A 25,763-nucleotide genomic window follows, 5' to 3' on the forward strand; every position below is an offset into this window, starting at 1 on the left:
AACGGGTTGCCCGCGGGAGTGAGCGAGCCCGCTCCCGCATGGGGCGGTTAGAGTGCGGTGCCGGGGCTCACTCCCAGGGTGATGCCGGTCCTGCGAAAATGCTCGGCGATGCGCGCAAGGCTGGCCGGGGACAGCGGGTTGGCGCTGAGATTGAACGCCACGGTGGTCGTTGCATCGGCCTGGGTCAGTTCGGTTGGCACCTCGCGGATGGCGTTGTTGGACAGGTCGACATGAATCAACCGACGGTTATCGACCAATGCGATCGGCAGCTCGCCAAGCCCGGTGCCGCTCAGGTCCAGCGACGTCAGGGCCTGCATACGGAGCACCGCCTCCGGGAAGGTCGTCAGTCGATACCCTCGAACCTTCAGGTGGGTCAAATTGGGGAAGTGCTCAAGGAAGTTGCCGACGCTGGCAGCCTGGGGGGCGGCGTGGGTCAGCGACAGGTCAAGGACATAATCGAAACGCGCTGTGAGCACTGGCAGATCACCGCGCATCGGTCCGTCGAATTTGAAGTGATACTCGTCCCGCGACCGATTCTCCAGCGGCACCCTGCGCCAGCATTGTTCCAAAGCGGTCTTGAACGCGGCGCGATGGCCTTGCTCTTCGGTGTCGTTGGCCACTTCACCGACCCAGGCGGCGAGGTCGCGGGTCAATGTGTCGAACTCGATCTGACGGCGTGTCAATTCAGCGCGGCCGTCTGCCAGTGTTCCGGGCAGGGCGAGGAACAGGTGGCTGGCTTCTTCGCTAGTCAAGTCCGGGTACAGCGCGATGGCCACGTCGATATCGGCCGGCGCTGCCCAGGCGCCGAAGTCGCTGCCACTTTTTTGCCGATAGGCTTTGACGCGCTCCAGCGTTGCGGCGGTCAGCGGGTTGTTACTCAAGTCAAAACCATCGCCACTGGCGCCGGGTAATTCGAAGATCGCCTCGGGCAACTCAGTGATGTGGTTGTCGCGCAGCAGTACCGTCGACAACTGCGGCAGGTCGAGCAAGCCGGTGGGCATGTGCTCGATGGCGGTGTTGGACAGATCGATGAAGGTCAGCGATCTCAAGGGTGTGACATCCGGCGTAGTGCCCAGCGGATTGTCGAACAGGTCGAGCATCTTCAAGCGCGTCAGCGAGGACAGGACCGCCTGCCCGTCGCTGTCAAACACCACACCGCAACGGCTCATCACCAGGTAGTTGAGCGATGGCATGCCACTGATGGCCTTCGGCATCGTGCCCAGGTTGAAGTTGCGCAGTTCCAGGTGTTGCAGGCCGGTAAAACATTCGAGGAAACGCGGGTGAATGCCCGCCGCCGGGTGGCCGCTCAGGGACAGCGCGGACACATGGCTGAAGTCAGTGGTCAGCGCGGGCAGATCACCGAGAAACGTCGGCTTGGCGATGAACGAGTTATCTCGCAGCGCGGCGGTTTGCGGCAGCCGGTGGCGCCAGAAATATTCCAGCTTCTGGGCGAACTCGGTCCGGTCGGTGCGCTCGGCGGCGAGCTCGTCTGCGTTGAGCGACTGGCCCGTCATGGGGTGTTGCGCCGGAATGTCGGCGATCCACAGGTCGAGCTCCTGGCTCATTCGGCCCAGCTCTTGCTCCCAGCGCGCCAGTTGGGCGCGACCCTCATCCAACGTGCCGGGCAATGCGTAGAGCATGTGGCTGGCGTCTTCTTCATCCAGTTCCGGGAACAGCGCGCGCGTGCGCTGGATGTCCGCCTCCTCGGCTCGCACGGCGAAGTCATTGCCGCTCTCGGCATACCCGGCCTTGATCCGTTCTCGACTGGTGGCGGATAACGGATTATTGGCGAGGTTGATGCCCTCGGCGCTGTCCGCTTCCATGGCGAACAGGTCGGGAGGCAGGTCGCTGATCCGATTGCCGTGCAGCATCGCCAGGCTCAGGTTATGCAGCTCGGTCATGCCTTTGGGCAGGTGCTCGATACCGGTGTTGGGCAACCGTAGCTCATTCAACAGCGGCATGCCTTCAAGACTGGGGGCGACGGTCAGCGGGTTGTCACTCAGGTCCAGGGACTCCAGGCTGCCGAGTGATGACAGCACGGTCTGGCCGTCAGGCGTCATGGCCAATCGACAGTGGGTGAGGGAAAGTTCCCGCAGCACCGGCATCCGCGTGAGCGCGCTGGGCACCTGGTCCAGGGCAAAGTCGTGCAGGTTGAGAACGTGCAGGTTTGTAAACGGCTCGAGAAATGAATCGACTGCACCCACCGCCGGATTGCCCTGCAGGCTCAGCAACGATACATGGCTGAAGTCTGCCGTCAGGCGCGGCATGTCGCCAAGGAATGTCGTGCGCAGGGTGAAATGGTTTTCGCGCTTGAGCTCGGGATCAGGTCGGTCACGCCAGTATCGCTCGAGGATTTGCCCGAACTCGGTGCGGGCGACGTGATTGGCCAGGTGTTGCTCGGCGCTGAGCGGTTGCTGCGTGAGCGGGTGACGTTCGGGTGCTTGCAATGACCAGGCCTTGAGGTCGGCGATCAGTTGCGTCAACTCCACACGCCAGTGCCGCAGTTGCTTGCGACCATCGATCAGGGTGCCGGGCAAATTGTAGATCACGTCACTGGCGTCCTGGTTGTCCAGCGCCGGAAACAGTTCCTGGGCCAGGACGATGTCCGCTGTCTCGGCGTGCACCCCGAAATCCCGGCCGATTTCGCGGAAGCGGGTCTTGATCCGCTCGCGGGTGGCCGCCGACCAGGGGTTGTCGGCAAAGTCGAATCCGTCGATGCGTTGGGCGGACAGCTTGAGCACGGGGTCGGGCAGTTCACTGATCTGGTTGTCGCTGAAGATCAGGGTCTTGAGTTGCGGGTGATCGGCCAGGCCCGTCGGCAGCGTAGACAGGGCGCTGCTGGACAGGTCGAGGAAATAAAGGTGTGGCAGGGACGTCAGGTCGAGCGGCGTGCCCAAGGGGTTGTTGGCCAGTTCGAGAATTTTCAGTTGGGTCAGTGACGCCAGCCGCGATTGCCCTTCGGGGGTGAGTACCACACCGCAGCGATTGAGGGTCAGGGTGTGTAGCTGCGACATACGTGAGACGGCAGAGGGGACCTGGCCCAGGTTGAAGTCATTGAGCTGCAGGGTTTGCAGGCCGCCGAAGCGCTGCAGCAAAGAGTCCACGGCGCTAACGTGCACGTTGCCGGTCAACTTCAGGATTGACACGTGGCTGAAGTCGGCGCTCAGGACGGGCAGGTCGCCACAGAATGTCAGTGCGGCACTGAAACGGTCCGGATGATCAGTGTGGCGCGTGCGCCAGAATTGCTCGAGCTGCCGGGAGAAGGCGGTCCTCGCGGTGTGCTCGGTGAAGGTTTCGTTGATGTTGAGCTGTTGGCCGGTCACCGGACTTCGGTCGGGGATGTCGTTTTCCCACTGCGCAAGGTCAGCGAGCAGCCGGACAATTTCGCCCTCCCAGCGGCTGAGCTGTTCTCGACCCTCGGCGAGCGTGCCGGGCAAGCGATACAACAGGTCGGTGGCCTGGCGTACGTTCTGCTCGGGGAACAGGGCACGCACCCGATCGGTGTCCACCTGTTCGGCCAATACGCCGAAATCCTTGCCGGTGCGATTGTAGTGAATCTTGATCTGCTCCCGGGCGGCCGCCGACAGTGGATTGTTGGCAAAATTGAAGCCGTTGCTGAGTTCGGCGCCGAGGGTCAGGAGCGGCGGGGGCAGTTCGGTGATGCGGTTGCCATAAAGGTTGACGGCAATGAGCCGAGGGTGATTGAGCAGGTCGGCCGGGGGCAGGGTGATCCCGGTGTTGGCCAGGTTGAGTTCACGTAACTGCGCCAGCGCGTGCACGTCGGGCGGGCGCGCCAACGGGTTGTCCTGTAAATCGAGAATCGACACGTTCGGCAACGACGCCAATACCCGTTGATCGGCAATCGACAGGGTGATGCCACAGTTGCGCACCACCAGTTGGCGCAGCGCCGGCATCGAGGTGATTGACTCGGGCAGGCCTGGCATCGAGAAGTCCTGAAGTTCCAGGTGAAGCAAACCGCGGAAGTTCTGCAGAAAGCCCTTGAGGTGAGTGGTGCCGTTGCGGCCGTTGATCTGGAGCCAGGCGACGTGGCTGAAGTCGCCACTGATGGAAGGAAGGTCGCCGCGTATCGAGCCTGGAATGAATAGCATGTGTCCGACTGCGCTGTCGGCTTCACGGCGCCAGCTTTTTTCCAGAGAGTGCTTGAGAAAGCGTCGGGCCAGACGCGCTTCGTGAAGCTCGGGGGCGGTCAGCGCGGTGCCGTTGTGATCGACGGTCGGCAGCGCATTGTCCCAACGACTGAGCTCATGAGTCAGCCGGGCATATTCGTTGCGCAGGCGCGACAGTTCGGCCCGTGCGCCCGCCGGATGATTTTGCAGGTCTGCCAGCGTCGCCTGGATCTGCTGCGCAGAGTGTTGCGGATACAGCGCCTGCACCCGTTGCTCAAGTGTCAATGGCTGTTCGGCCGAGGTGTTGACCGTGCGCAATATCCGTCGATAACCGTCACTGCCGGTCAGTCTGAGCGTGTCGACGGTCGGTTCATGAATCGGCGTCTCGTACAGCTTCACGATGAGCTCGCTGCGTCCCAGTGGATGTTCACGCACCAGGGTTTTGAGCGGCTCACCCTGGCCTATGTGAATGCCCAGAGCCTGGCGCTCGCTGTCCGGCAGGGCGTACAGAACACTGGTATAGAAGTCGGTGAGCGAGTGCAGCGGCTGGCCGCGATCGTCCCAGGGTTGATAACGACCATCGGCCTGGCGCACCAGGACCTTCAGCGAGGACGCCTGTGGCGCGGCGATGCTCGTCAACAGTGGCCCGTCATACGACCGGTCGCGCATCTCGATGCACACCTGGCCGCTCCAACCGGGCAAGCGTTGCAGGCTTTGCAGCGCCAGGAGGTCGGTGTCGGGGTTGCTGACCGACGCCAGCTCCAGCCCTTCGAAGGCGCGGGTGATGCGCACGTGTTGGTTGGCCACTGCGATGAGTGATTGCTGGCGGGGTGGCAGTTGTCCCTGGCGGATCTGTTGTCGTTCATCCGGAGTGGCGGTGTCGAGCAGCTCGCGCGTGATGCTGGCGGGTAGCTGCCGATTGTGTTGGGCGACCTGTCGGGCGAGGACGTCATCGGTGTGTTCGAGGGCCTTGTAGCGAGATTCGAACAGCGCAGCGCGGTATTTGCGGGCAAGGCGCAGCACCTGCTTTCGCAGGGTACGCGTGCGCACATCGAGCGCCAGCGTCGGCTGGCCGAATTCCTCATTGAGCAGGTGCTTGATCTCGCTTTCGTCGAGGCTGTGCAGCAGGGTTTTCAGCAGGTCGCGTTCGATCAGTTTATCCAGACGGATCTGCGTCACCGGCAGGCGTTCATCGGCCGATGACGTCCAGGCGGTTTGCCCGCCCGCATCGATCAATTGCAGGCGTTTGTTTGCCGGCCAGCGGTGCTGTTCGCCGAGCAGTTGCAACTGCGTCAACGGATCGGCCCGCGTGTATTGATCGGGCAGGTCGCTGGCCAGTTGATCGAGCAGTTGCCCCAGGTCGAGGTCGATCCGAAAGCGCCGAATGCTGTCGGCCAGCAACGGCGGCAAGGTTTGCTGGTTGACGTGCATCTTGCGCAGCCCGTCCTCGGAGTAGCCACTGACCTTGAGAATTCGCTGGCGTTGGATGGTGGAGAACGGCTCGACGTGGTGGCCAAGACGCCGCAACGCGGTATCGCCGTCCCACTCCAGCGGCTGTTCGAGTTCGGTGTGCCAGGCGCCCTCGCCGTTGTGGCGAAGTGGCGGCTTGTACGCATCGACTCGGGTGGTGTGATCGATCTGGTATCGGCCAGTCACCGGGTTCTGGCTCACGGCGTAATGCGCATCCTCGATGGCCAGTAGTTGTTTGCCCTGGTGCTGGCGCAGGCCAAGCTCATTGATCGGCGCATCCGCGGCGGGTATAGCCGGGTGTTGATAGGCATGCAGGTCCGGCTTCCAGTAGCGCGTTGACCCATTGGCGCGCTCGACCGGCAGGAAACGGTCGATGAAGGCCACCACTTCCTGCGGCAGCACCTGGCGATACAGGCCTGCGACAAGCTTCGAACCTGCGGCGAACACCCCCAGTTGCACCAGCGACTCCATCACGCTCATCAAGTGATCGAAGGCAATGCCCGTCTGGCCTTCGGCCCAATCGACGATCCCCTCGAATGCATCTTCGAGCAGTTGGTAAGCCATGTAGCCCATCATCAGTTCACCCAACACCGGCACGAATGGCGCGACGATGAACGTGGCGGCCTGGACGATGCTTGAAGCCAGGCTGACAAAAGCATTCCAGCGCGCCCAGCGGGCGTTCTGGTCGACGTAGGCAGTCGGCACGGCAAGGGTGCGGGCGTCGCTGAGGATTTTGTCCAGTTTGCGTTGATAGAGGTGCTGCCACATCTCGCCACTGAACGCGGTGGCCACAAGCTGCAGATTCGGTGGCTCGATGGGTTCCTCCCGCCAGGCGGGCAGGGCGCTGCCTTTTACCGGTTCATGCCAGGTCACTTGCGTCAGCCGGCTGTTCAGCGTGGCGAAAAACGGCCCCAGGCGTTCGTGATCGATAAAGCGGCTGAAGAACTGCTGATAGTCCCTGGCGCGCAGTTGCCGGGTCAGTTCACCGGCCATCTCGGTGGTAGAGGTGTACTCCTTTATCGGGTGCAGCGGATCATCAGGAATGTACGCCACCACGCTGCCGACCCGCGTTGAGGCTTGCAGATCGGTGGCGAAGACCAGGATGCCGGTCAGGCGCGCGGACATCATCGTCAAGTCATGACAACGCAACGCCTGCCCATTGATGCGCATGCCTTGCAGCCCATCGGCCAGCCCGCCGATCAGGCGCGCATACACTTCACTGAGATCGCCCTTCATCCGCGCCCATTGCACCGCCGCTTTCAGCGCGGCCTGCTGGCTGGTGTTGATTTTCAAGCGCAGCACGGCGGCGCCCACCGGCTCAGAAAGGCCCAGGCTTTCTCGCAGACAGGCCTCGTATCGGGCGCCGATGTCGATTTCCCGACACAGCCGGATAAAGGCCGCGATGCTCATCGACGCCTGGATCAGCGGTAGCGTGTCGAACTGTCCCGTGGGTGAAGGCGCGGTGATGAAGGTCGAGGCGCTTTCGTAGGCATCGTCTGCACTTTCCCGTTCTTCGAAGTTATGCAGCGCCGCGTCCAGCAACGACACTGTCCAGGCACGGGCGCCGGTCTGGATCGCAAAGCCTGGCACCGTCACCGGGATGTAGAGGCGCAGGAAGGTGCTGCGCACGTCCAGGTCCAGGCCGAAGCGATTCTTCAGCGCGTCCTTGAGCAGGGGTTCGGCAAAGCGGCTGGCATCCTGCAAGTGCGCCAGACGCTCGTCGACAGCGCTTTGCGCGGTCCAGTGTGCGGCGGTGAGTGCCTTGAGCCGTTGATGCTGCTCGGGTGTTGCCGACTGGAGTGCGTCGGCAAGCTGCGGTTGGCTGGCCTTGAGCGCCTGGCGATGGGCCGGGGATATCTGGCCGAGCCATGATGGCAGGGCGTCGATGAGGGGCTGATAGTGGCTGTCGGGGTGTTCCGCGGGCGCCGTACTCACCTGGAAATCTTGCTGCACCTGCATGTGACTGTTCCTTGAGCGTAGGGAAAGCGCAAAAGGAAATCAGGGATGGCCATGGCATCTGCGGTACATATTTGTCGGATAGCGCGGTGCGCCTCTGCCTCTGAGCCCGTGCGCAGTTTAAACTGCGCCTTTGCGACGCTATATGTCGCATTGCCGTAAACCCGGCTGAAACCGGGGTTTGCGCTATAAGAAGTTGTCGCTTGGCGACAAGGACGGGCTGAAAACTGTCCTTACAATCCCCCCATCGCTCGCCAGTTTCAGGCGGGTGTTCCTCTTCAGGAGACTCCGATGTCCGTTGAGCACGCTGCGGTAGAACGCGCTGATTTCGACCAGGTAATGGTTCCCAACTACGCGCCTGCCGCTTTCATTCCGGTACGTGGCGCCGGTTCCCGCGTGTGGGACCAGTCCGGCCGTGAGCTGATCGACTTCGCTGGCGGGATTGCCGTTAACGTATTGGGCCACGCGCACCCGGCACTGGTCGGTGCCTTGACCGAGCAGGCGAACAAGCTGTGGCACGTATCGAACGTGTTCACCAATGAGCCGGCCCTGCGCCTGGCGCACAAGCTGATCGACGCGACCTTCGCCGAGCGTGCCTTCTTCTGCAACTCCGGTGCCGAGGCCAACGAGGCTGCGCTGAAGCTGGCCCGTCGTGTCGGTTTCGACCGCGCCGGCAGCGAGAAATACGAGATCATTGCCACGGTCAACAGCTTCCACGGCCGCACCCTGTTCACCGTGAACGTGGGTGGCCAGCCGAAGTATTCCGACGGCTTCGGTCCGAAAATCACCGGTATCACCCACGTGCCGTACAACGATCTGGCAGCGCTCAAAGCCGCCATTTCCGACAAAACCTGCGCGGTGATCATCGAGCCGATCCAGGGCGAGAGCGGCGTCATCCCGGCTGAACTTGAATACCTGCAAGGTGCCCGTGACCTGTGCAACGCACACAACGCGCTGCTGATCTTCGACGAAGTGCAGACCGGCATGGGCCGCACTGGCCACTTGTTCGCTTACCAGCATTACGGCGTGATCCCGGACATCCTGACCAGTGCCAAGAGCCTGGGCGGCGGTTTCCCGATCGCCGCGATGCTGACCACCGACGCGTTGGCCAAGCACCTGGTCGTCGGCACCCACGGCACCACCTACGGCGGCAACCCGCTGGCGTGCGCCGTTGGCGAAGCCGTGATCGACGTGGTTAACACCCCGGAAGTACTGGCCGGCGTGAAAGCCAAGCACGACAAGTTCAAGGCACGCCTGGAGCAGATCGGCGAGAAATACGGCCTGTTCACCCAGGTGCGTGGCATGGGCCTGTTGATTGGCTGCGTGCTGACCGATGCCTGGAAAGGCAAGGCCAAGGACATCCTCAACGCCGCTGAAAAAGAGTGCGTGATGGTCCTGCAGGCCGGCCCGGACGTGGTGCGTTTCGCCCCGAGCCTGGTGGTGGAAGACGCCGACATCGACGAAGGCCTGGACCGCTTCGAGCGTGCGGCGGCAAAACTGACGCAAGCCTGATAGACCCTTCGGCGCCCTGATATTTCGGGCGTCGATCAGAATTTTTGTATGCCGGGCCGAGATCTCCTGTGGGAAATTTCCACTGTGGAACACCCACAGAAGGGACCACAAGGGGTTGAAAGGCCCGGCTTATTTTCCTCAAAGAGTTGAAAAAAGGAGTGACACCATGCTGGTGATGCGCCCCGCGCAAATGGCTGATCTGGGCGAGGTACAGCGTCTGGCTGCGGACAGTCCGATTGGTGTCACTTCCTTGCCGGATGACGTTGAACGCCTGAGCGACAAGATTGCCGCGAGCGAAGCTTCCTTCGCCGCCGAGGTCAGCTTCAACGGCGAAGAATCCTATTTCTTCGTCCTTGAAGACACCGCCACCGGCAAGCTCGCCGGATGCTCGGCCATTGTCGCATCGGCCGGTTATTCCGAGCCGTTCTACAGCTTTCGCAATGAAACCTTCGTGCACGCCTCCCGCGAGCTGAAGATTCATAACAAGATCCACGTGCTCTCGCAGTGCCACGACCTGACCGGCAACAGTCTGCTGACCAGTTTCTATGTGACCCGCGACCTGGTGGGTTCGCCCTGGGCGGAACTCAATTCCCGCGGACGCCTGCTGTTCGTTGCCAGCCACCCGGAGCGTTTCGCCGATTCAGTGGTGACCGAGATCGTTGGCTACAGCGATGAAAACGGCGACTCGCCGTTCTGGGACGCCATCGGCCGCAACTTCTTCGACCTCAACTATGCCGAGGCCGAGCGCCTGTGCGGGCTGAAGAGCCGTACCTTCCTCGCCGAGCTGATGCCGCACTACCCGATCTATGTGCCGCTGTTGCCGGACTCCGCGCAGGAAGCCATGGGCCAGGTGCATCCGCGGGCGCAGATCACCTTCGACATCCTGATGCGCGAAGGCTTCGAGACCGACCACTACATCGACATTTTCGACGGCGGTCCGACCCTGCACGCCCGTGTATCCGGCATTCGCTCGATTGCCCAGAGCCGCGTGGTGCCGGTGAAAATCGGTGAGACGGTCAAAGGGGTAGGGCGTCAATACCTGGTGGCCAATGCCCAGTTGCAGGATTACCGCGCCGTGTTGCTCGAGCTCGATTACGCGCCGGGCAAACCCGTCACCCTGGATCTGGAAGCCGCCGAAGCCCTGGGCGTCGGCGAAGGTGCCAGCGTGCGCCTGGTGGCGGTTTAACGCCTTACATTTGGCGGGTGGCGCAAGCGGCCCGTTTGAGGAGATAGCATGATCGTTCGTCCCGTACGCAGCAGCGATTTACCCGCTCTGATCGACCTGGCCCGCAGCACCGGCACCGGCCTGACCACCTTGCCGGCCAACGAAGAACGCCTGACCCATCGGGTCGGCTGGGCCGAGAAGACCTTTCGCGGCGAAGCCGGGCGGGGCGATGCGGACTACCTGTTCGTGCTCGAAGACGACGACGGCCGTGTCGTCGGCATTTCCGCCATTGCCGGTGCCGTGGGCCTGCGTGAGCCGTGGTACAACTTTCGCGTCGGCCTGACCGTCAGCGCCTCGCAAGAGCTGAATATCTACCGCGAAATCCCGACGCTGTTCCTGGCCAACGACCTGACGGGCAACTCCGAGCTGTGCTCTTTGTTCCTGCACGCTGATTACCGCACCGGCCTGAACGGTCGCATGCTGTCCAAGGCGCGCTTCATGTTCATCGCCGAGTTCCCGCAACTGTTCGGCAACAAGATCATCGCCGAAATGCGCGGCGTGTCCGACGAGGCCGGGCGTTCGCCGTTCTGGGAGAGTCTGGGCAGGCATTTCTTCAAGATGGAATTCAGCCAGGCCGATTACCTGACGGGCGTGGGCAACAAGGCATTCATCGCCGAACTGATGCCCAAGTTTCCGCTGTACACCTGCTTCCTGTCGCCGGATGCGCGCAACGTCATCGGCCAGGTGCACCCGGACACCGAGCCTGCGCTGTCGATGCTGCGCAGCGAGGGGTTCAGCTATCAGGGTTATGTCGACATCTTCGACGCAGGCCCGGCCATCGAGTGCGAAACCGCCAAGATTCGCGCGGTGCGCGACAGCCAGGCGCTGGTGCTGGCCATCGGCACGCCGGGCGATGACGCCACGCCGTTCATCATTCATAACCGCAAGCGCGAAGACTGCCGCATCACGGCTGCACCGGCACGCTTCGCCGCCGGCACGCTGGTGGTTGACCAACAGACCGCCAAGCGCCTGCAACTCACCGCTGGCGATCAGGTGCGCGCCGTTCCGCTGTCCGCTGCCCGGGAGTCGAAATAATGAATTCGTTATACATCGCAGGTGAATGGCTGGCCGGCCAGGGCGAAGCCTTTCAGTCGCTGAACCCCGTGACCCAGCAAGTGTTGTGGGCCGGCGAGGGCGCCACTGCCGCCCAGGTCGAGTCGGCCGTACAGGCGGCACGCCAGGCGTTTCCCGATTGGGCTCGTCGTACGTTGGAGGAGCGCATCTCGGTGCTGGAAGCCTTCGCCGCCGCGCTGAAAAATCACGCGGATGAACTGGCCCGCACCATCGGTGAGGAAACCGGTAAACCGTTGTGGGAAGCGGCCACCGAAGTCACCAGCATGGTTAACAAGATTGCCATTTCGGTACAGAGTTACCGCGAACGCACCGGCGAGAAGAGCGGCCCGCTGGGCGACGCCACCGCCGTGTTGCGCCACAAGCCACATGGCGTGGTGGCGGTGTTCGGCCCGTACAATTTCCCTGGTCACCTGCCCAACGGTCACATCGTGCCGGCGTTGCTGGCCGGCAATAGCGTGCTGTTCAAACCGAGCGAACTCACGCCCAAGGTCGCAGAGCTGACGGTCAAGTGCTGGATCGAAGCTGGCCTGCCGGCAGGCGTGCTGAACCTGCTCCAGGGTGCGCGGGAAACCGGCATCGCCCTGGCGGCGAATCCAGGCATCGACGGTTTGTTCTTCACCGGTTCCAGCCGTACCGGCAATCATCTGCACAACCAGTTTGCCGGCCGCCCAGACAAGATCTTGGCCCTGGAAATGGGCGGCAACAACCCGCTGGTGGTCGACGAGGTCGCCGACGTGGACGCGGCGGTGTACACCATCATCCAGTCGGCGTTCATCTCTGCCGGCCAGCGTTGCACCTGTGCACGCCGCCTGCTGGTGCCGCAGGGCGCCTGGGGCGATGCGTTGCTGGCACGGCTGGTGGCCGTGAGTTCGACCCTCGAGGTCGGTGCCTTCGATCAGCAACCGGCACCCTTCATGGGCTCGGTGATTTCCCTGGGCGCGGCCAAGGCCTTGTTGGATGCCCAGGCGCATCTGCTGGCCAACGGCGCCACGGCGTTGCTGGAAATGACCCAGCCCCAGGCCCAGGCGGCATTGCTGACCCCAGGCATTCTGGACGTGACGGCGGTGGCCGAGCGTCCGGATGAAGAGCTGTTCGGCCCGTTGCTGCAAGTGATTCGCTACGCTGATTTTGCGGCAGCCATTGCCGAAGCCAACGACACCGCCTACGGCCTGGCCGCTGGCTTGCTGTCGGACTCCGAGGCGCGTTACCAGCAATTCTGGCTGGAAAGCCGCGCCGGTATCGTCAACTGGAACAAACAGCTGACCGGCGCCGCGAGCAGCGCACCGTTCGGCGGCGTCGGCGCCTCGGGCAACCACCGCGCCAGCGCCTACTACGCAGCGGATTACTGCGCCTACCCGGTGGCCTCGCTGGAGACCCCGAGCCTGGTGATGCCGGCGACTTTGACGCCGGGCGTGAAGATGGCGTGATGCCCATCGCGAGCAAGCCCGCTCCCACACTGGATGTGTGTCCGACACATAACCCCTGTAGGAGCGGGCTTGCCCGCGATGGCCACGCCGCAATCTCAGAAATTGTTACTGAAGCCTATAACAACAGATCCTCGTGGAGCCTCGCTGATGAAATCCTGTGAAGTCAATTTTGACGGTCTAGTGGGGCCGACCCATAACTACGGCGGTTTGTCCTACGGTAACGTCGCGTCCCAGAGCAACAGCCAGCAGTCTTCGAACCCGAAGGAAGCCGCGCTGCAAGGCCTGGCGAAAATGAAAGCCTTGATGGACATGGGCTTTACCCAGGGCGTGCTGGCGCCACAAGAGCGCCCGGATGTGGCCGCGCTGCGTCGCCTGGGCTTTGCCGGCAGCGATGCGCAGGTGATCGAACGCGCCGCCAAAGAGGCCATGCCTCTGCTGGTAGCCAGTTGCTCGGCGTCGAGCATGTGGGTGGCCAACGCCGCCACGGTCAGCCCAAGCGCCGATACGGCCGATGGGCGTGTGCATTTCACCGCCGCCAACCTCAACTGCAAATACCACCGCAGCATCGAGCACCCCACCACCAGCCGCGTGCTGGGGGCGATGTTCGCTGATCAGAAACACTTCGCCCACCACGCCGCGTTGCCGGCGGTGGCGCAGTTCGGTGACGAAGGCGCGGCCAACCACACGCGTTTTTGCCGTGAGTACGGCGAAGCCGGCGTCGAGTTCTTCGTGTTCGGTCGCAGCGCGTTCGACACTCGCTACCCGGCGCCGCAGAAATACCCGGCCCGTCAAACCCTCGAAGCGTCCCAGGCCGTCGCACGCCTGCACGGCCTGAAGGACGATGGCGTGGTCTACGCCCAGCAAAACCCGTCAGTGATCGACCAGGGCGTGTTCCATAATGACGTGATCGCCGTCGGTAATGGCGAAGTGCTGTTCTACCATGAGGACGCCTTCCTCGAGACCGACACAATGCTGGCCGAGCTGACGAACAAGCTCGCCAAGGTCGGTGGGAAATTTCAGTCGGTGTGCGTACCGCGTTCGGCGGTAACCGTCGAAGACGCGGTTCGGTCCTACCTGTTCAATAGCCAACTGCTGTCGCGTCCTGACGGCTCCATGCTGTTGATCGTGCCGGAAGAATGCCGTGGCAACGAACGTGTCTGGCAATACCTGCAGGGTTTGACCGGCTCGGGCGGACTGATTCGCGAGGTCAAGGTGTTCGACCTCAAGCAAAGCATGCAGAACGGTGGCGGCCCAGCTTGCCTGAGGCTGCGCGTGGCGCTCAATGAAACCGAACTGGCGGCCGTCAACCCAGGGGTTATCATGACGGCACCGATGTACGGCACCCTCACCGAATGGGTGAACAAGCACTACCGCGACCGCATGGCCGAAAGCGACCTGGCGGACCCGCAATTGCTGCTTGAGTGCCGGACGGCACTGGATGAACTGACACAAATCCTTAAACTGGGCGCGGTTTATCCTTTCCAGATCAATTGAAGTCGAGAGCGTAAAAAACATGAGCGATACCCTGCAGCTGATCCTTGAAGACACCGACGGCACGCAACTGGAAACCTCCTGCACCCGCGTCGCGGTCCTGTGGCAAGGCAAGGAGCTGTGGATCCAGCAGGACGGTCGCGGCCAACTGCTGATCGGCGTGGATGTCGAAGAAGGTGACGCCGAATACGCCAACCTGCTGCTTCGCCCATTGGCGACTAATCTGGTTAGTCTGCAACTGGAGATGGAACCGGCTGACCTCGGCGACGAAGACGGTCACGTTCACGGCCCGGATTGCAACCACGACCACTAAGGGAACCGCTCTATGCTCGCCCTCGGCAAACTGCTTGAACTGACCCTCGCCGGCCGTGAACCGGCGGAGAAGACTCAACTGACTGTCGAAGGCGTGCGCATGCGCTGGTTGAGCGAGGGCGCGCTGGAAGTCCGGCCGCCCGAAGCCCGTGACAATGGCCTGGACCTGCTGCTGTCGGCGGGCATCCATGGCAATGAAACAGCACCGATCGAATTGCTCGATCGGCTGTTGCACGACATCGCCCGCGGCGACCTCAAGCCGCGCGCCCGTATCCTGTTCCTGTTCGGCAACCCTGAAGCGATTCGCAAGGGCGAGCGCTTCGTCGAGCAGGACGTCAATCGGCTGTTCAATGGCCGTCACGAACAAAGCAGCGGTTCAGAGGCGCTGCGCGCCTGTGAACTGGAGCGCCTGGCGGCGAGTTTCTTCAGCCTGCCGGATCGTGAACGGCTGCACTACGACCTGCACACGGCGATCCGTGGATCGAAGATCGAGCAATTCGCGCTGTACCCGTGGAAAGAAGGTCGCCAGCATTCGCGCCGTGAACTGGCGCGTCTGCGTGCTGCGGGTATGGAAGCGGTGTTGTTGCAGAACAAGCCGTCCATCGTCTTCAGCTCCTACACCTACGACAAGCTGGGGGCCGAGTCCTTCACTCTGGAACTGGGCAAGGCGCGGCCGTTCGGGCAGAACGATGGAGTCAACGTCAACCTGCTGGAAACTCGCCTCAAACAGATCATCGAAGGCAACGAACCGTCCCAGGCCGATGCCCAGCTGGACGGCTTGCAGCTATTCAGCGTGGCGCGCGAAATCATCAAGCACAGCGACAGCTTCCGCCTGAACCTGCCGGCGGACATCGAGAATTTTTCGGAACTGGAAGTGGGTTACCTGCTGGCCGAAGACATCGCCCAGACCCGCTGGATCATCGAGGAAGAGGGCGCCCGGATCATTTTCCCCAACCCGAAGGTCAAGAACGGCTTGCGCGCGGGCATCCTGATCGTGCCGACCACTGACGAAAACCTGGTCTGATTTAGAACAGATCCCTCTGTAGGAGCGAGCATGCTCGCGATGAATGCCCAGACAGCGCGGGTATTCAGCAGCCCGGAGTTATCGTTGGCGACCATCGCGAGCATGCTCGCTCCTACAAGTGATGCGGTGTTTACACCGCTACCGCCCGCGGCTCACTGCGATGCAGCGCCCGCACTTTTTTCAGCGTATCCGCACACGTCCTCGCCGCTTCCTGGCCCTTGTGCACAAAATGCTCGAAGAAGAACTTCTGGTGTTCCTCACCGGCGTGGAAGTGGTGCGGGGTCAATACGACTGAGAACACTGGCACTTCGGTTTCCAGTTGCACCTGCATCAGGCCGCTGATCACCGACTGGGCGACGAATTCATGGCGATAGATGCCGCCATCCACCACCAGGCCGGCGGCGACGATGCCGGCATAACGGCCGGTTTTGGCCAGCAACTTGGCGTGCAACGGGATTTCGAAGGCGCCACCGAGTTCAAAGAAGTCGATGTCCGATTCCTGATAACCCTGGGCTAGCATTTCTGCGACGAAGCCCTTACGGCTCTGGTCGACGATTTCCTTGTGCCAGCACGCCTGGATGAACGCGACGCGCTCGCCATGAGGGTGTTTGCTTTTGCTATCGATTGCGGTGGGTTGCATGTTCTGACTCCTGTTTAATGAACAAACAGGGCATATGAATCGAAGGGGATCTAAGGGTACGCGCTCGCACGAGTGCTCGCAGGCGGCCCTTTGGCGTTAATCCCGTTCTCTCTTCATCCGGACTATGACCGTCGGCCCCGGAATCACACCGGGTCTGCTGACCTTGCCGCCACCACGATCAAAACCGTGCTGTCACCAAGCGCTCGCGGGCTATGCGCATTGCGCGCAATTACCGCCGGTGGGGAGTTACACCCCGCCCTGAGAACGTTTTGCCGGCAGAATGTCTGGCGGCGCAGCTTTTGTAACATATCTTTCCCGTGCACGCATTGATGCTTTCAGATGATTGCCATCGTTTTTTTTGTTGGATCAGCCGCCCTCAAGGGTTGATTAATCGCGCTCATGACCGCAGTAATCCCCCCTGACAATCATTTCCTGCAAACCGAGGCCAGATTCATGAGCGTTATCGATCTTCGCAGCGACACCGTCACCCAACCGACTCCAGGGATGCTCGACGCAATGGCCGGGGCGGCCACCGGGGACGACGTCTATGGCGAGGACCCGACGGTCAATCGTCTGGAGGCCGAGTTGGCCAAGCGCCTGGGTTTTGCCGCAGCGTTGTTCGTGCCAACGGGCACCATGAGCAACCTCTTGGGGTTGATGGCGCATTGCGAACGTGGCGACGAGTACATCGTTGGCCAGCAGGCCCACACCTACAAGTACGAAGGCGGCGGCGCCGCGGTGCTCGGCTCGATCCAGCCACAACCCCTGGAAGTCCAGGCCGACGGCTCGCTGGACCTGGCCCAGGTAGCGGCCGCGATCAAGCCGGATGACTTCCACTTCGCTCGCACCCGTTTGCTGGCGCTGGAAAACACCATGCAAGGTAAGGTGTTGCCGCTCTCGTATCTGGCCGAGGCACGCCGATTCACCCGTGAACATGGCCTGCAACTTCACTTGGACGGCGCCCGCCTGTACAACGCAGCGGTCAAGCTTGGGGTGGAGGCTCGCGAGATTGCCCAGCATTTCGATTCGGTGTCGGTCTGCCTGTCCAAAGGACTCGGGGCGCCGGTGGGGTCAGTGCTGTGCGGGTCAAATGAACTGGTCGCCAAGGCCCGGCGCCTGCGCAAGATGGTCGGCGGCGGCATGCGCCAGGCGGGCATCCTCGCCGCAGCGGGGCTGTATGCGCTGGACCACAATGTCCAGCGCCTGGCCGATGACCATGCCAACGCCCAGCATCTGGCCGACGGCCTGCGCGCAGCGGGGTACGAGGTCGAGCCGGTGCAGACCAACATGGTCTATGTGCAGATCGGCGACAAAGCCGAGGCACTCAAAGCGTTTGCCGCTGAACGCGGGATCAAACTCAGCGCTGCCGCCCGTCTGAGAATGGTGACGCACATGGACGTCAGCCGCACACAAATCGAGCAAGTCGTCGCGACATTCGTCGAGTTTTCACATAAGTGATAGCGTTAGCGGTCCAATTGACCGTTTCTATCGTATAAACACGCTGTACCCCGCGCGCAGGGCCGATATAATGCGGCCCTTTGCCGTCGTTTCGTCTGGTGACGTTTCGAACAGGCCTTTGGCCGCAGCCTCCGTGGAAGAACCTAATGAAAAGCGCAGAAATCCGTGAAGCCTTCCTTCGCTTCTTCGAAGAGCAAGGCCACACCCGTGTAGCCTCCAGCTCTTTGATTCCGGGCAACGACCCGACCCTGCTGTTCACCAACGCGGGGATGAACCAGTTCAAGGACTGCTTTCTGGGCCAGGAAAAACGCGCGTACACCCGCGCCGTCAGCAGCCAGAAATGCGTGCGCGCCGGCGGCAAGCACAACGACCTGGAAAACGTCGGTTATACCGCCCGTCACCACACCTTCTTCGAAATGCTGGGTAACTTCAGCTTCGGCGACTACTTCAAGCGCGATGCGATCACGTACGCCTGGACCTTCCTGACGTCCGACAAGTGGCTGAACCTGCCGAAAGAAAAACTGTGGGTCACCGTCTACGCCAGCGATGACGAAGCCTACGACATCTGGACCAAGGAAGTCGGCGTTCCGGCCGAGCGCATGGTCCGTATCGGCGACAACAAGGGCGCGCCGTACGCCTCCGACAACTTCTGGACCATGGGCGACACCGGCCCGTGCGGTCCTTGCACCGAGATTTTCTTCGACCACGGCGCCGACATCTGGGGTGGCCCACCGGGCTCGCCGGAAGAAGACGGCGACCGTTACATCGAAATCTGGAACAACGTGTTCATGCAGTTCAACCGCACCGCCGACGGCGTGTTGCACCCGCTGCCTGCGCCGTCGGTGGACACCGGCATGGGCCTGGAGCGTATCAGTGCCGTGCTGCAACACGTTCATTCGAACTATGAAATCGACCTGTTCCAGAGCCTGCTGAACGCGTCGGCCAAGGCCATCGGTTGCACCAATGACGCCCAGGCTTCGCTGAAAGTCGTGGCTGACCACATTCGTTCCTGCGGTTTCCTGATTGCCGACGGCGTGCTGCCGTCCAACGAAGGCCGTGGTTACGTACTGCGCCGGATCATCCGTCGCGCCTGCCGTCACGGCGACAAGCTGGGCGCCAAGGGCAGCTTCTTCTACCAGATCGTCGCGGCCCTGGTCGCCGAGATGGGCGAAGCCTTCCCGGAACTGAAATCCCAGCAGGCGCACATCGAACGCGTGCTCAAGGCTGAAGAAGAGCAGTTCGCCAAGACCCTGGAGCAGGGCCTGAAAATCCTCGAGCAGGATCTGGCCGGGCTCAAGGGCGACGTGGTGCCGGGCGACGTGGTGTTCAAACTCTATGACACCTACGGCTTCCCGATGGACCTGACCGGTGACATCGCTCGCGAACGCAACCTGACCCTCGACGAAGCAGGCTTCGAGCGTGAAATGGAAGCCCAGCGCGTCCGTGCCCGTTCCGCCAGCTCCTTCGGCATGGACTACAACAGCCTGGTCAAGGTTGATGTGGACACCCAATTTACCGGTTACAACGCCACCAGCGGCTCGGCGAAAATCGTTGCTCTCTATAAGGACGGGCAATCGGTCGACGTATTGAATGAAGGTGAAGAGGGCGTGGTCGTGCTCGACCAGACGCCGTTCTACGCTGAGTCCGGTGGCCAGATCGGCGACTGCGGCTACATCCAGACCGGCAGCGGTCGTTTCGACGTGCGCGACACCACCAAGACCGGCGGCGCATTCCTGCACCACGGCGTGCAGGCCCTGGGCAACCTGACCATTGCGGCGCCGGTGCAAACCCAGGTCGAAGCCGACGTGCGTCATGCCACTTCGCTGAACCACTCCGCTACCCACTTGCTGCACGCCGCGTTGCGCAAAGTGCTGGGCGATCACGTGCAGCAAAAAGGTTCGCTCGTCGACAGCCAGCGCCTGCGTTTCGACTTCAGCCACTTCGAAGCGATCAAGCCTGAACAGATCAAGGCACTGGAAGACATCGTCAACGCCGAGATCCGCAAGAACTCCGCCGTTGAAACCGAAGAAACCGACATCGACACCGCCAAGAAGAAAGGCGCCATGGCGCTGTTTGGCGAGAAGTACGGCGACAGCGTACGTGTGCTGAGCATGGGCGGTGATTTCTCCGTCGAGCTGTGTGGCGGTATCCACGCCAACCGTACCGGCGACATCGGCCTGCTGAAAATCATCAGCGAGGGCGGTGTGGCGGCAGGTGTGCGTCGTATCGAGGCCGTCACCGGTGCAGCGGCACTGGCGTACCTGAACGCTGCCGAAGAACAACTCAAGGAAGCGGCCAGCCTGGTCAAGGGCAGCCGCGACAACCTGATCGACAAGCTGTCGGCTGTGCTGGAGCGCAACCGTCTGCTGGAGAAACAACTCGAGCAGTTGCAAGCCAAGGCAGCCAGCGCGGCGGGCGACGATCTGTCGGCTTCCGCCCTGGACGTCAAGGGTGTGAAAGTGCTGTCCGTCCGTCTGGACGGTCAGGACGGCAAGGCGCTGCTGGCGCTGGTCGATCAACTGAAAAACAAACTCGGCCGCGCAGTGATCCTGCTCGGCAGTGTCCATGAGGAAAAGGTCGTTCTGGTTGCAGGCGTAACCAAAGACCTGACTGGCCAACTCAAAGCCGGTGATTTGATGAAGCAGGCCGCTGCGGCAGTGGGCGGGAAGGGCGGTGGTCGTCCGGACATGGCGCAAGGCGGTGGTACCGACGCCGACGCACTGGACGCGGCACTGGCCCTGACCGTTCCATTTGTAGAGCAGGGTTTATAAGGCAGCGTGCCCGGCCCGCGGCCCCGTGGCGGGCCGGCGCGCTGTTTGAGTGATTATTTGGGCGCCCTTCATGGGCAGAGGCGGCTTTGAAATGGCTTTGATCGTACAGAAATTTGGAGGCACCTCGGTCGGCACTGTCGAGAGAATCGAGCAGGTTGCCGACAAGGTTAAGAAATTCCGCGATGCCGGCGATGACCTGGTGGTTGTGCTGTCTGCAATGAGCGGCGAAACCAACCGTCTGATCGATCTGGCCAAGCAAATCAGTGGCGAAGGTCAACCGGTTCCGCGTGAACTGGACGTGATCGTTTCCACCGGCGAGCAGGTGACGATTGCACTGTTGGCCATGGCGCTGATCAAGCGAGGCGTGCCAGCGGTGTCCTACACCGGCAACCAGGTGCGTATCCTGACGGACAGCGCTCACAATAAAGCGCGTATCTTGCAGATTGATGACCAGAAAATTCGTGGGGACCTGAAGGCCGGTCGCGTGGTGGTTGTCGCCGGCTTCCAGGGCGTCGACGAGCACGGCAATATCACCACCCTCGGTCGTGGCGGCTCCGACACCACCGGCGTGGCACTGGCGGCAGCCTTGAAGGCAGACGAGTGCCAGATCTACACCGACGTCGACGGCGTCTATACCACCGACCCGCGTGTGGTGCCCGTGGCTCAGCGCCTGGACAAGATCACCTTCGAAGAGATGCTGGAAATGGCCAGCCTCGGTTCCAAGGTGTTGCAGATCCGCGCGGTGGAGTTCGCCGGCAAGTACAACGTTCCGCTGCGCGTACTGCACAGCTTCAAGGAGGGTCCGGGCACCCTCATTACTATCGATGAAGAGGAAACCATGGAACAGCCGATCATTTCCGGCATCGCTTTCAACCGCGATGAAGCCAAGCTGACCATCCGTGGCGTGCCAGACACCCCGGGTGTTGCATTCAAGATTCTTGGCCCGATCAGCGCCGCGAACATCGAAGTCGACATGATCGTGCAGAACGTTGCGCACGATAACACCACCGACTTCACCTTCACCGTGCATCGCAATGACTACCAGGCCGCCCAGAGCGTGCTGGAAAACACGGCCCGTGAAATTGGTGCCCGGGAAGTGGTGGGCGACACCAAAATCGCCAAGGTCTCGATCGTCGGCGTCGGGATGCGTTCCCACGCAGGCGTCGCAAGCCGCATGTTTGAATCCCTGGCCAAGGAAAGCATCAACATCCAGATGATCTCGACTTCGGAAATCAAGGTTTCCGTGGTCATCGAAGAGAAGTACCTGGAATTGGCTGTGCGCGCTCTGCACACGGCTTTCGAACTGGACGCACCGGCCCGCCAGGGCGAGTGATGCGTTTGCCAAAGGGCGCGGTCTGACCGCGCCCTTTTGTTTTTTTGAATGGCGCAGCGTTCTTTTGTCTGCGCTGGTCAATACTCAGGCATGTAGGGCAGCGATCGTTGCGGTTGTCGGTCGAGTGCCTTTTTTTTGCAGACTGTTGTTCCCGAAATGAAATGCGTGAGGAGAAAGGTATGCTGATTCTGACTCGTCGGTGTGCAGAAAGCCTGATCATCGGTGATGGCGAAATCACTGTGACCGTGCTCGGCGTCAAAGGAAACCAGGTGCGCATCGGCGTCAATGCGCCGAAAGAGGTTGCGGTGCACCGTGAGGAAATTTACCTGCGTATAAAGAAAGAGAAGGACGAAGAACCAAGCCATTAATTTTTATCGTTTTTTATGTTTGCAAACGGGGAAGAAGCTGGTTAATATACGCCCCGTGTTGCGGAGAGCTGGCCGAGTGGCCGAAGGCGCTCCCCTGCTAAGGGAGTACACCTCAAAAGGGTGTCGGGGGTTCGAATCCCCCGTTCTCCGCCATTATTTGCGTAGTACGTTGTAATCTGGCTTCTTCGGTAAGTTGTTGAAATTACTAGAAAAAAGCGCTTTACAAAAAGATTTGACGGCCTATAATGCGCGGCAACAAATGCACTCGTAGCTCAGCTGGATAGAGTACTCGGCTACGAACCGAGCGGTCACAGGTTCGAATCCTGTCGAGTGCACCATTTAAGAGTTGTTTGCAGTGATGTAAATGACTTGGCTTCAACCAGTTGTGATCTGGTATAAAAACACAAATGCACTCGTAGCTCAGCTGGATAGAGTACTCGGCTACGAACCGAGCGGTCACAGGTTCGAATCCTGTCGAGTGCACCATATACCAAGAAGCCCGCGTTTAACGCGGGCTTTTTGCTGTCCGGGATTTGGCTTTTCCGCTCACGCATCCTTTCTCATCGAATTCGACATGCGCACTGCGACCCCGTTGGTTGTCGTAGCGGTAAATCGTGGCTGAATTGCGCACGGTCACCTTGTCGGGCTTGCCGAGCGCGCTTTCGACATCCTGCTGGCTCATGCCGGCGACAACCCGCTGATTGATGATGCCTTCCCGGCGTTGCCTGGCGTTGATCAGGTTGCCGCAGGTGTCTTGGGCCTGACCAACGATGGTTGGCGCTCTCCTGGTGTAAGCGGGTTGGCGGGCATCGGCTTCCGGCATCAGGGGGACCATTGTGCCAGGCAGGTAGGTGTGTACCTCTTGCAGCGATTGTGTATCTGCGCTCGCGCAACCCCGTGTGGTGAACGTGAGGTGCCCGCTGGCGGACTCGCATCGGTGAACGGTGATTGCGGGTGCCTCAAGCGGCAGGCCAAGCAGGGCGGTCAGCAAAAAATAATGGGTATCCGATGGCATCAAACGTCCTTCGTGACGGTCTGACTCAAGGTTAGCCGCTACATTTTTCTGCATGGGTGTGTTTTCTTTTCAGAATGAGTCGTCGCACTTTCATGGATCAGGATGGCGCTCAAGTTTGTCTTGCAAGCGCTTGTTTAGGCCAAGATTTTTTAACGTTAAAAAACGTCGGGCGGTGTATCATTGCGCCCGTCAGCCCCGCCGGGGCTTGTGGAATACCTCCATGGACTTACCCAGTAGACATTCAGTAAACCGTTTTTCCAATCAAGAATTGACTGATTGATCCTCCTGGCGTGCTCCGCTGCTGGGAGTGGAGTTCGCCTATGTCTGAAATTGAAGTAAAGAAAACACAGGAAAGCCTGCAGGATCGCCTCGCTCAAGTGATTGAGCTGTTGCAGCGTCAGCGCATGGTCGAAGACCTGACGCACCGCGAGCAGGGCCCGAATCAAGACCGGGTCGAAAGCCTGGTTCACCGGCAGAACCTCGTCGAGCTGCAACGCAAACTCGATGACCTGCACTCCGCCGACGTTGCCTACATCCTTGAAGCCCTGCCGCTGGACGATCGTCTGACGCTGTGGCAACTGGTCAAGGCCGATCGCGACGGTGACATTCTCCTCGAAGTATCCGACTCGGTTCGTGAAACACTGATCGCCGACATGGACGATCACGAGCTCCTGGCGGCCGCCAAGGACATGGATGCCGATGAGCTCGCCGACCTGGCGTCGGAGCTGCCCCGTGACGTCGTCCATGAGCTGATGGAAACCCTCGATGCGCAACAGCGTGAGCGCGTTCGCTCCGCGTTGTCCTATGACGAGGAGCAAGTCGGTGCGCTGATGGACTTCGAGATGGTGACTATCCGTGAGGATGTCAGTCTCGAAGTGGTCTTGCGTTACCTGCGTCGCCTCAAGGAGCTGCCAGGCCACACCGATAAACTGTTCGTGGTCGACTACGACGGCATCCTCAAGGGCGTGTTGCCGATCAAGCGGTTGCTGGTGAACGACCCGGACAAGCAAGTCGCGGAAGTCATGGCCAGCGATCCGGTGAGTTTCCACCCGGATGAAGACGCCTACGACGCCGCGCAGGCATTCGAGCGTTACGACTTGATTTCCGCGCCGGTGGTCGACAAAAACGGCAAGTTGATCGGCCGTCTGACCATCGACGAAATGGTCGACCTGATCCGTGAAGAGAGCGAAACCGAAGTTCTCAACATGGCGGGTCTGCGTGAAGAAGAAGATATTTTCGCCTCGGTCTGGAAGTCCCTGCGCAACCGCTGGGCGTGGCTGGCGATCAACCTGATCACGGCCTTCATTGCCTCCCGCGTGATCGGTTTGTTCGAAGGCTCGATCGAGAAACTGGTGGCGTTGGCGGCGTTGATGCCGATCGTTGCAGGTATCGGTGGTAACTCGGGCAATCAGACGATCACCATGATTGTGCGTGCCATGGCGCTGGATCAGGTGAGCACCGGCAACACGTCGCGGTTGATGCGCAAGGAGTTGGCGGTCGGCCTGATCAATGGCCTGGTCTGGGGGGGGTCATTGGTGCGGTTGCCTACATGCTGTACGGCAGTTGGTCGCTGGGTGTAGTAATGACTGCCGCCATGACCCTCAATCTGCTGCTGGCGGCGTTGATGGGGGTATTGATCCCCATGACCCTGGCGCGACTGGGCCGCGATCCAGCGATGGGCGCCAGCGTGATGATCACGGCGATGACCGACAGCGGTGGCTTCTTTATCTTCCTGGGGCTGGCGACGATCTTTCTGCTCTGAGGCCCGCAAAACACAAAAACCCGCTTCGGCGGGTTTTTTTATGGGTGAATTTCAGGCAAAAAAAAGCCAGCGATCAGGCTGGCTTTGAGCATTCAGGTCAATCAGGTGGCGTCTGCGGCCATTTCAGCGTCATGCGCGATCAGCGAAACGAGAGCGTTTTGCTGGCGATGGGAGAGCTGGCGGAAGCGTTGCAACAGTTCGCGTTCGTGCAGCGACAGCTCTGGGCTGTCCAGGCGCATGCTCAACTCTTCGCCCAATGCGCCTTCCTGAATAAGACTCTGCTCCAGGCGCGCAATGATTTCGGAGTTCATGCTGCGATGATGATTGCGGGCCACCTCGGCAATGCGCTCACGCATTCCGTCTGGCAGGCGTACGACGAACTTGTCAGCCGTACGGCTGGAGTAAGTTATCTGTTTCGCTGGGCGCATATATTTAACCGGTTAGTTCAGGGGAGCGGTTCACGGGATTGGCCGCACGATGTCTGTTAGGACAAGCGCTCCGGCCAAATGTTCAACCTGAATTGAAAGAGGCTCGCATCATGCCTCAAAGTAGCCAGTTGATTGGCGTCAATTCTGTGACAAATATTGAACTGGATAAAGGCGATATGCCAGCACCAATTATCAGAAATGCGGACTGGTTTGAAAAGCGAGCCCAGATCCGTATCGCCGACCGCGTCCTGTTGCCCGACGGCGGGTGTCCGAAGACGCCCAACGGTGCAAACTATGCGAACTCAATCACATTTCCTTATCTTATACAGAATAGTGGCAAATGGCCGATTTACTAGTGGCATTTCGATCA

16 protein-coding genes, 3 tRNA genes, 1 pseudogene and 1 riboswitch are annotated in these 25,763 nt (G+C 60.9%); of the genes and pseudogenes, 16 read left to right on the forward strand and 4 right to left on the reverse strand.

Features of this window, described 5'->3' with window-relative positions:
- Positions 1-47: 47 nt before the first annotated feature.
- Entirely contained in the window at positions 48-7,556 is a 7,509-nt protein-coding gene (locus AB4O36_RS03480; RefSeq protein WP_460141067.1) for a dermonecrotic toxin domain-containing protein, read from the reverse strand.
- A 288-nt stretch (positions 7,557-7,844) separates the two neighbouring features.
- On the opposite strand from AB4O36_RS03480, the gene AB4O36_RS03485 reads away from it, so the two are divergent.
- The 7 genes from AB4O36_RS03485 to astE all read left to right on the forward strand — a co-directional run bounded on the left by AB4O36_RS03485 (position 7,845) and on the right by astE (position 15,618).
- The gene (locus tag AB4O36_RS03485) at positions 7,845-9,065 is read left to right on the forward strand and encodes an aspartate aminotransferase family protein (RefSeq protein ID WP_460121716.1); all 1,221 of its coding nucleotides are present in this window, start codon (positions 7,845-7,847) and stop codon (positions 9,063-9,065) included.
- Between the two features lie 166 nt (positions 9,066-9,231).
- Positions 9,232-10,251 carry an arginine/ornithine succinyltransferase subunit alpha gene (gene aruF, locus AB4O36_RS03490; RefSeq protein WP_460121718.1) on the forward strand — a complete coding sequence of 340 codons (1,020 nt, stop codon included), beginning with the start codon at positions 9,232-9,234 and terminating at the stop codon, positions 10,249-10,251.
- 48 nt (positions 10,252-10,299) lie between these two features.
- Complete coding sequence (gene astA, locus AB4O36_RS03495; RefSeq protein WP_460121720.1) at positions 10,300-11,325, forward strand: arginine N-succinyltransferase; 1,026 nt, start codon at positions 10,300-10,302, stop codon at positions 11,323-11,325.
- Positions 11,322-12,791: a succinylglutamate-semialdehyde dehydrogenase gene (gene astD, locus AB4O36_RS03500; RefSeq protein ID WP_460142105.1), complete on the forward strand. Its 1,470-nt coding sequence runs from the start codon at positions 11,322-11,324 to the stop codon at positions 12,789-12,791. The genes astA and astD overlap by 4 nt, the downstream gene beginning before the upstream one ends.
- A gap of 147 nt (positions 12,792-12,938) precedes the next feature.
- A complete protein-coding gene (gene astB / locus AB4O36_RS03505) occupies positions 12,939-14,285 on the forward strand; it encodes an N-succinylarginine dihydrolase (protein ID WP_460141068.1) in 1,347 nt (448 codons plus the stop codon).
- A 19-nt stretch (positions 14,286-14,304) separates the two neighbouring features.
- Complete coding sequence (locus AB4O36_RS03510; protein WP_368554776.1) at positions 14,305-14,595, forward strand: topoisomerase II; 291 nt, start codon at positions 14,305-14,307, stop codon at positions 14,593-14,595.
- A 12-nt stretch (positions 14,596-14,607) separates the two neighbouring features.
- A complete protein-coding gene (gene astE / locus AB4O36_RS03515) occupies positions 14,608-15,618 on the forward strand; it encodes a succinylglutamate desuccinylase (protein ID WP_460121723.1) in 1,011 nt (336 codons plus the stop codon).
- A 130-nt stretch (positions 15,619-15,748) separates the two neighbouring features.
- Here the strand turns inward: astE and AB4O36_RS03520 are convergent, their stop codons facing one another.
- The gene (locus AB4O36_RS03520) at positions 15,749-16,258 is read right to left on the reverse strand and encodes a 6,7-dimethyl-8-ribityllumazine synthase (RefSeq protein ID WP_460141069.1); all 510 of its coding nucleotides are present in this window, start codon (positions 16,256-16,258) and stop codon (positions 15,749-15,751) included.
- A 100-nt stretch (positions 16,259-16,358) separates the two neighbouring features.
- Positions 16,359-16,528, reverse strand: a riboswitch (FMN riboswitch).
- A 183-nt stretch (positions 16,529-16,711) separates the two neighbouring features.
- Here AB4O36_RS03520 and ltaE point away from each other — a divergent pair.
- The 7 genes from ltaE (at position 16,712) to AB4O36_RS03555 (ending at position 22,674) form a co-directional block, all read left to right on the forward strand.
- On the forward strand, positions 16,712-17,716 hold the full coding sequence (gene ltaE / locus AB4O36_RS03525; RefSeq protein ID WP_460121727.1) for a low-specificity L-threonine aldolase: 1,005 nt from the start codon (positions 16,712-16,714) through the stop codon (positions 17,714-17,716).
- A 146-nt stretch (positions 17,717-17,862) separates the two neighbouring features.
- Positions 17,863-20,487, forward strand: coding sequence for an alanine--tRNA ligase (gene alaS, locus AB4O36_RS03530; protein ID WP_460141070.1), 2,625 nt, complete (start codon positions 17,863-17,865; stop codon positions 20,485-20,487).
- A 91-nt stretch (positions 20,488-20,578) separates the two neighbouring features.
- A complete protein-coding gene (locus AB4O36_RS03535) occupies positions 20,579-21,820 on the forward strand; it encodes an aspartate kinase (RefSeq protein ID WP_460141071.1) in 1,242 nt (413 codons plus the stop codon).
- Positions 21,821-21,999: 179 nt separating this feature from the next.
- Positions 22,000-22,188 (forward strand): carbon storage regulator CsrA, encoded by a 189-nt coding sequence (gene csrA / locus AB4O36_RS03540; protein ID WP_002554426.1) that lies wholly within the window; start codon positions 22,000-22,002, stop codon positions 22,186-22,188.
- A gap of 62 nt (positions 22,189-22,250) precedes the next feature.
- Positions 22,251-22,341: transfer RNA gene (locus tag AB4O36_RS03545), tRNA-Ser, on the forward strand.
- Positions 22,342-22,449: 108 nt separating this feature from the next.
- Positions 22,450-22,526: transfer RNA gene (locus AB4O36_RS03550), tRNA-Arg, on the forward strand.
- Between the two features lie 71 nt (positions 22,527-22,597).
- Positions 22,598-22,674: transfer RNA gene (locus tag AB4O36_RS03555), tRNA-Arg, on the forward strand.
- Between the two features lie 19 nt (positions 22,675-22,693).
- Here AB4O36_RS03555 and AB4O36_RS03560 read toward each other — a convergent pair.
- On the reverse strand, positions 22,694-23,203 hold the full coding sequence (locus tag AB4O36_RS03560; RefSeq protein WP_460141072.1) for a cell envelope protein SmpA: 510 nt from the start codon (positions 23,201-23,203) through the stop codon (positions 22,694-22,696).
- Positions 23,204-23,523: 320 nt separating this feature from the next.
- Here AB4O36_RS03560 and mgtE point away from each other — a divergent pair.
- Positions 23,524-24,965 (forward strand): annotated as a pseudogene (gene mgtE, locus AB4O36_RS03565) (magnesium transporter).
- A 101-nt stretch (positions 24,966-25,066) separates the two neighbouring features.
- On the opposite strand, the gene AB4O36_RS03570 reads toward mgtE, so the two are convergent.
- Complete coding sequence (locus AB4O36_RS03570) at positions 25,067-25,393, reverse strand: Arc family DNA-binding protein (RefSeq protein WP_460121735.1); 327 nt, start codon at positions 25,391-25,393, stop codon at positions 25,067-25,069.
- Positions 25,394-25,503: 110 nt separating this feature from the next.
- Between AB4O36_RS03570 and AB4O36_RS03575 the strand changes: the two genes are divergently transcribed.
- A complete protein-coding gene (locus AB4O36_RS03575) occupies positions 25,504-25,749 on the forward strand; it encodes a hypothetical protein (RefSeq protein WP_460126902.1) in 246 nt (81 codons plus the stop codon).
- Positions 25,750-25,763: the final 14 nt, after the last annotated feature.

This window comes from Pseudomonas sp. S2_E01, from assembly GCF_054668365.1.

Bases quoted from the DNA above. Each gene is read 5' to 3' on its own strand.
- AB4O36_RS03510 (WP_368554776.1), top strand. From the start codon at position 14,305: ATGAGCGATACCCTGCAGCTGATCCTTGAAGACACCGACGGCACGCAA.
- AB4O36_RS03520 (WP_460141069.1), bottom strand. From the start codon at position 16,258: ATGCAACCCACCGCAATCGATAGCAAAAGCAAACACCCTCATGGCGAG.
- AB4O36_RS03575 (WP_460126902.1), top strand. From the start codon at position 25,504: ATGCCTCAAAGTAGCCAGTTGATTGGCGTCAATTCTGTGACAAATATT.
- astA (WP_460121720.1), top strand. From the start codon at position 10,300: ATGATCGTTCGTCCCGTACGCAGCAGCGATTTACCCGCTCTGATCGAC.
- ltaE (WP_460121727.1), top strand. From the start codon at position 16,712: ATGAGCGTTATCGATCTTCGCAGCGACACCGTCACCCAACCGACTCCA.
- AB4O36_RS03535 (WP_460141071.1), top strand. From the start codon at position 20,579: ATGGCTTTGATCGTACAGAAATTTGGAGGCACCTCGGTCGGCACTGTC.
- AB4O36_RS03480 (WP_460141067.1), bottom strand. From the start codon at position 7,556: ATGCAGGTGCAGCAAGATTTCCAGGTGAGTACGGCGCCCGCGGAACAC.
- AB4O36_RS03485 (WP_460121716.1), top strand. From the start codon at position 7,845: ATGTCCGTTGAGCACGCTGCGGTAGAACGCGCTGATTTCGACCAGGTA.
- AB4O36_RS03560 (WP_460141072.1), bottom strand. From the start codon at position 23,203: ATGCCATCGGATACCCATTATTTTTTGCTGACCGCCCTGCTTGGCCTG.
- alaS (WP_460141070.1), top strand. From the start codon at position 17,863: ATGAAAAGCGCAGAAATCCGTGAAGCCTTCCTTCGCTTCTTCGAAGAG.
- astB (WP_460141068.1), top strand. From the start codon at position 12,939: ATGAAATCCTGTGAAGTCAATTTTGACGGTCTAGTGGGGCCGACCCAT.
- csrA (WP_002554426.1), top strand. From the start codon at position 22,000: ATGCTGATTCTGACTCGTCGGTGTGCAGAAAGCCTGATCATCGGTGAT.
- aruF (WP_460121718.1), top strand. From the start codon at position 9,232: ATGCTGGTGATGCGCCCCGCGCAAATGGCTGATCTGGGCGAGGTACAG.
- astE (WP_460121723.1), top strand. From the start codon at position 14,608: ATGCTCGCCCTCGGCAAACTGCTTGAACTGACCCTCGCCGGCCGTGAA.
- AB4O36_RS03570 (WP_460121735.1), bottom strand. From the start codon at position 25,393: ATGCGCCCAGCGAAACAGATAACTTACTCCAGCCGTACGGCTGACAAG.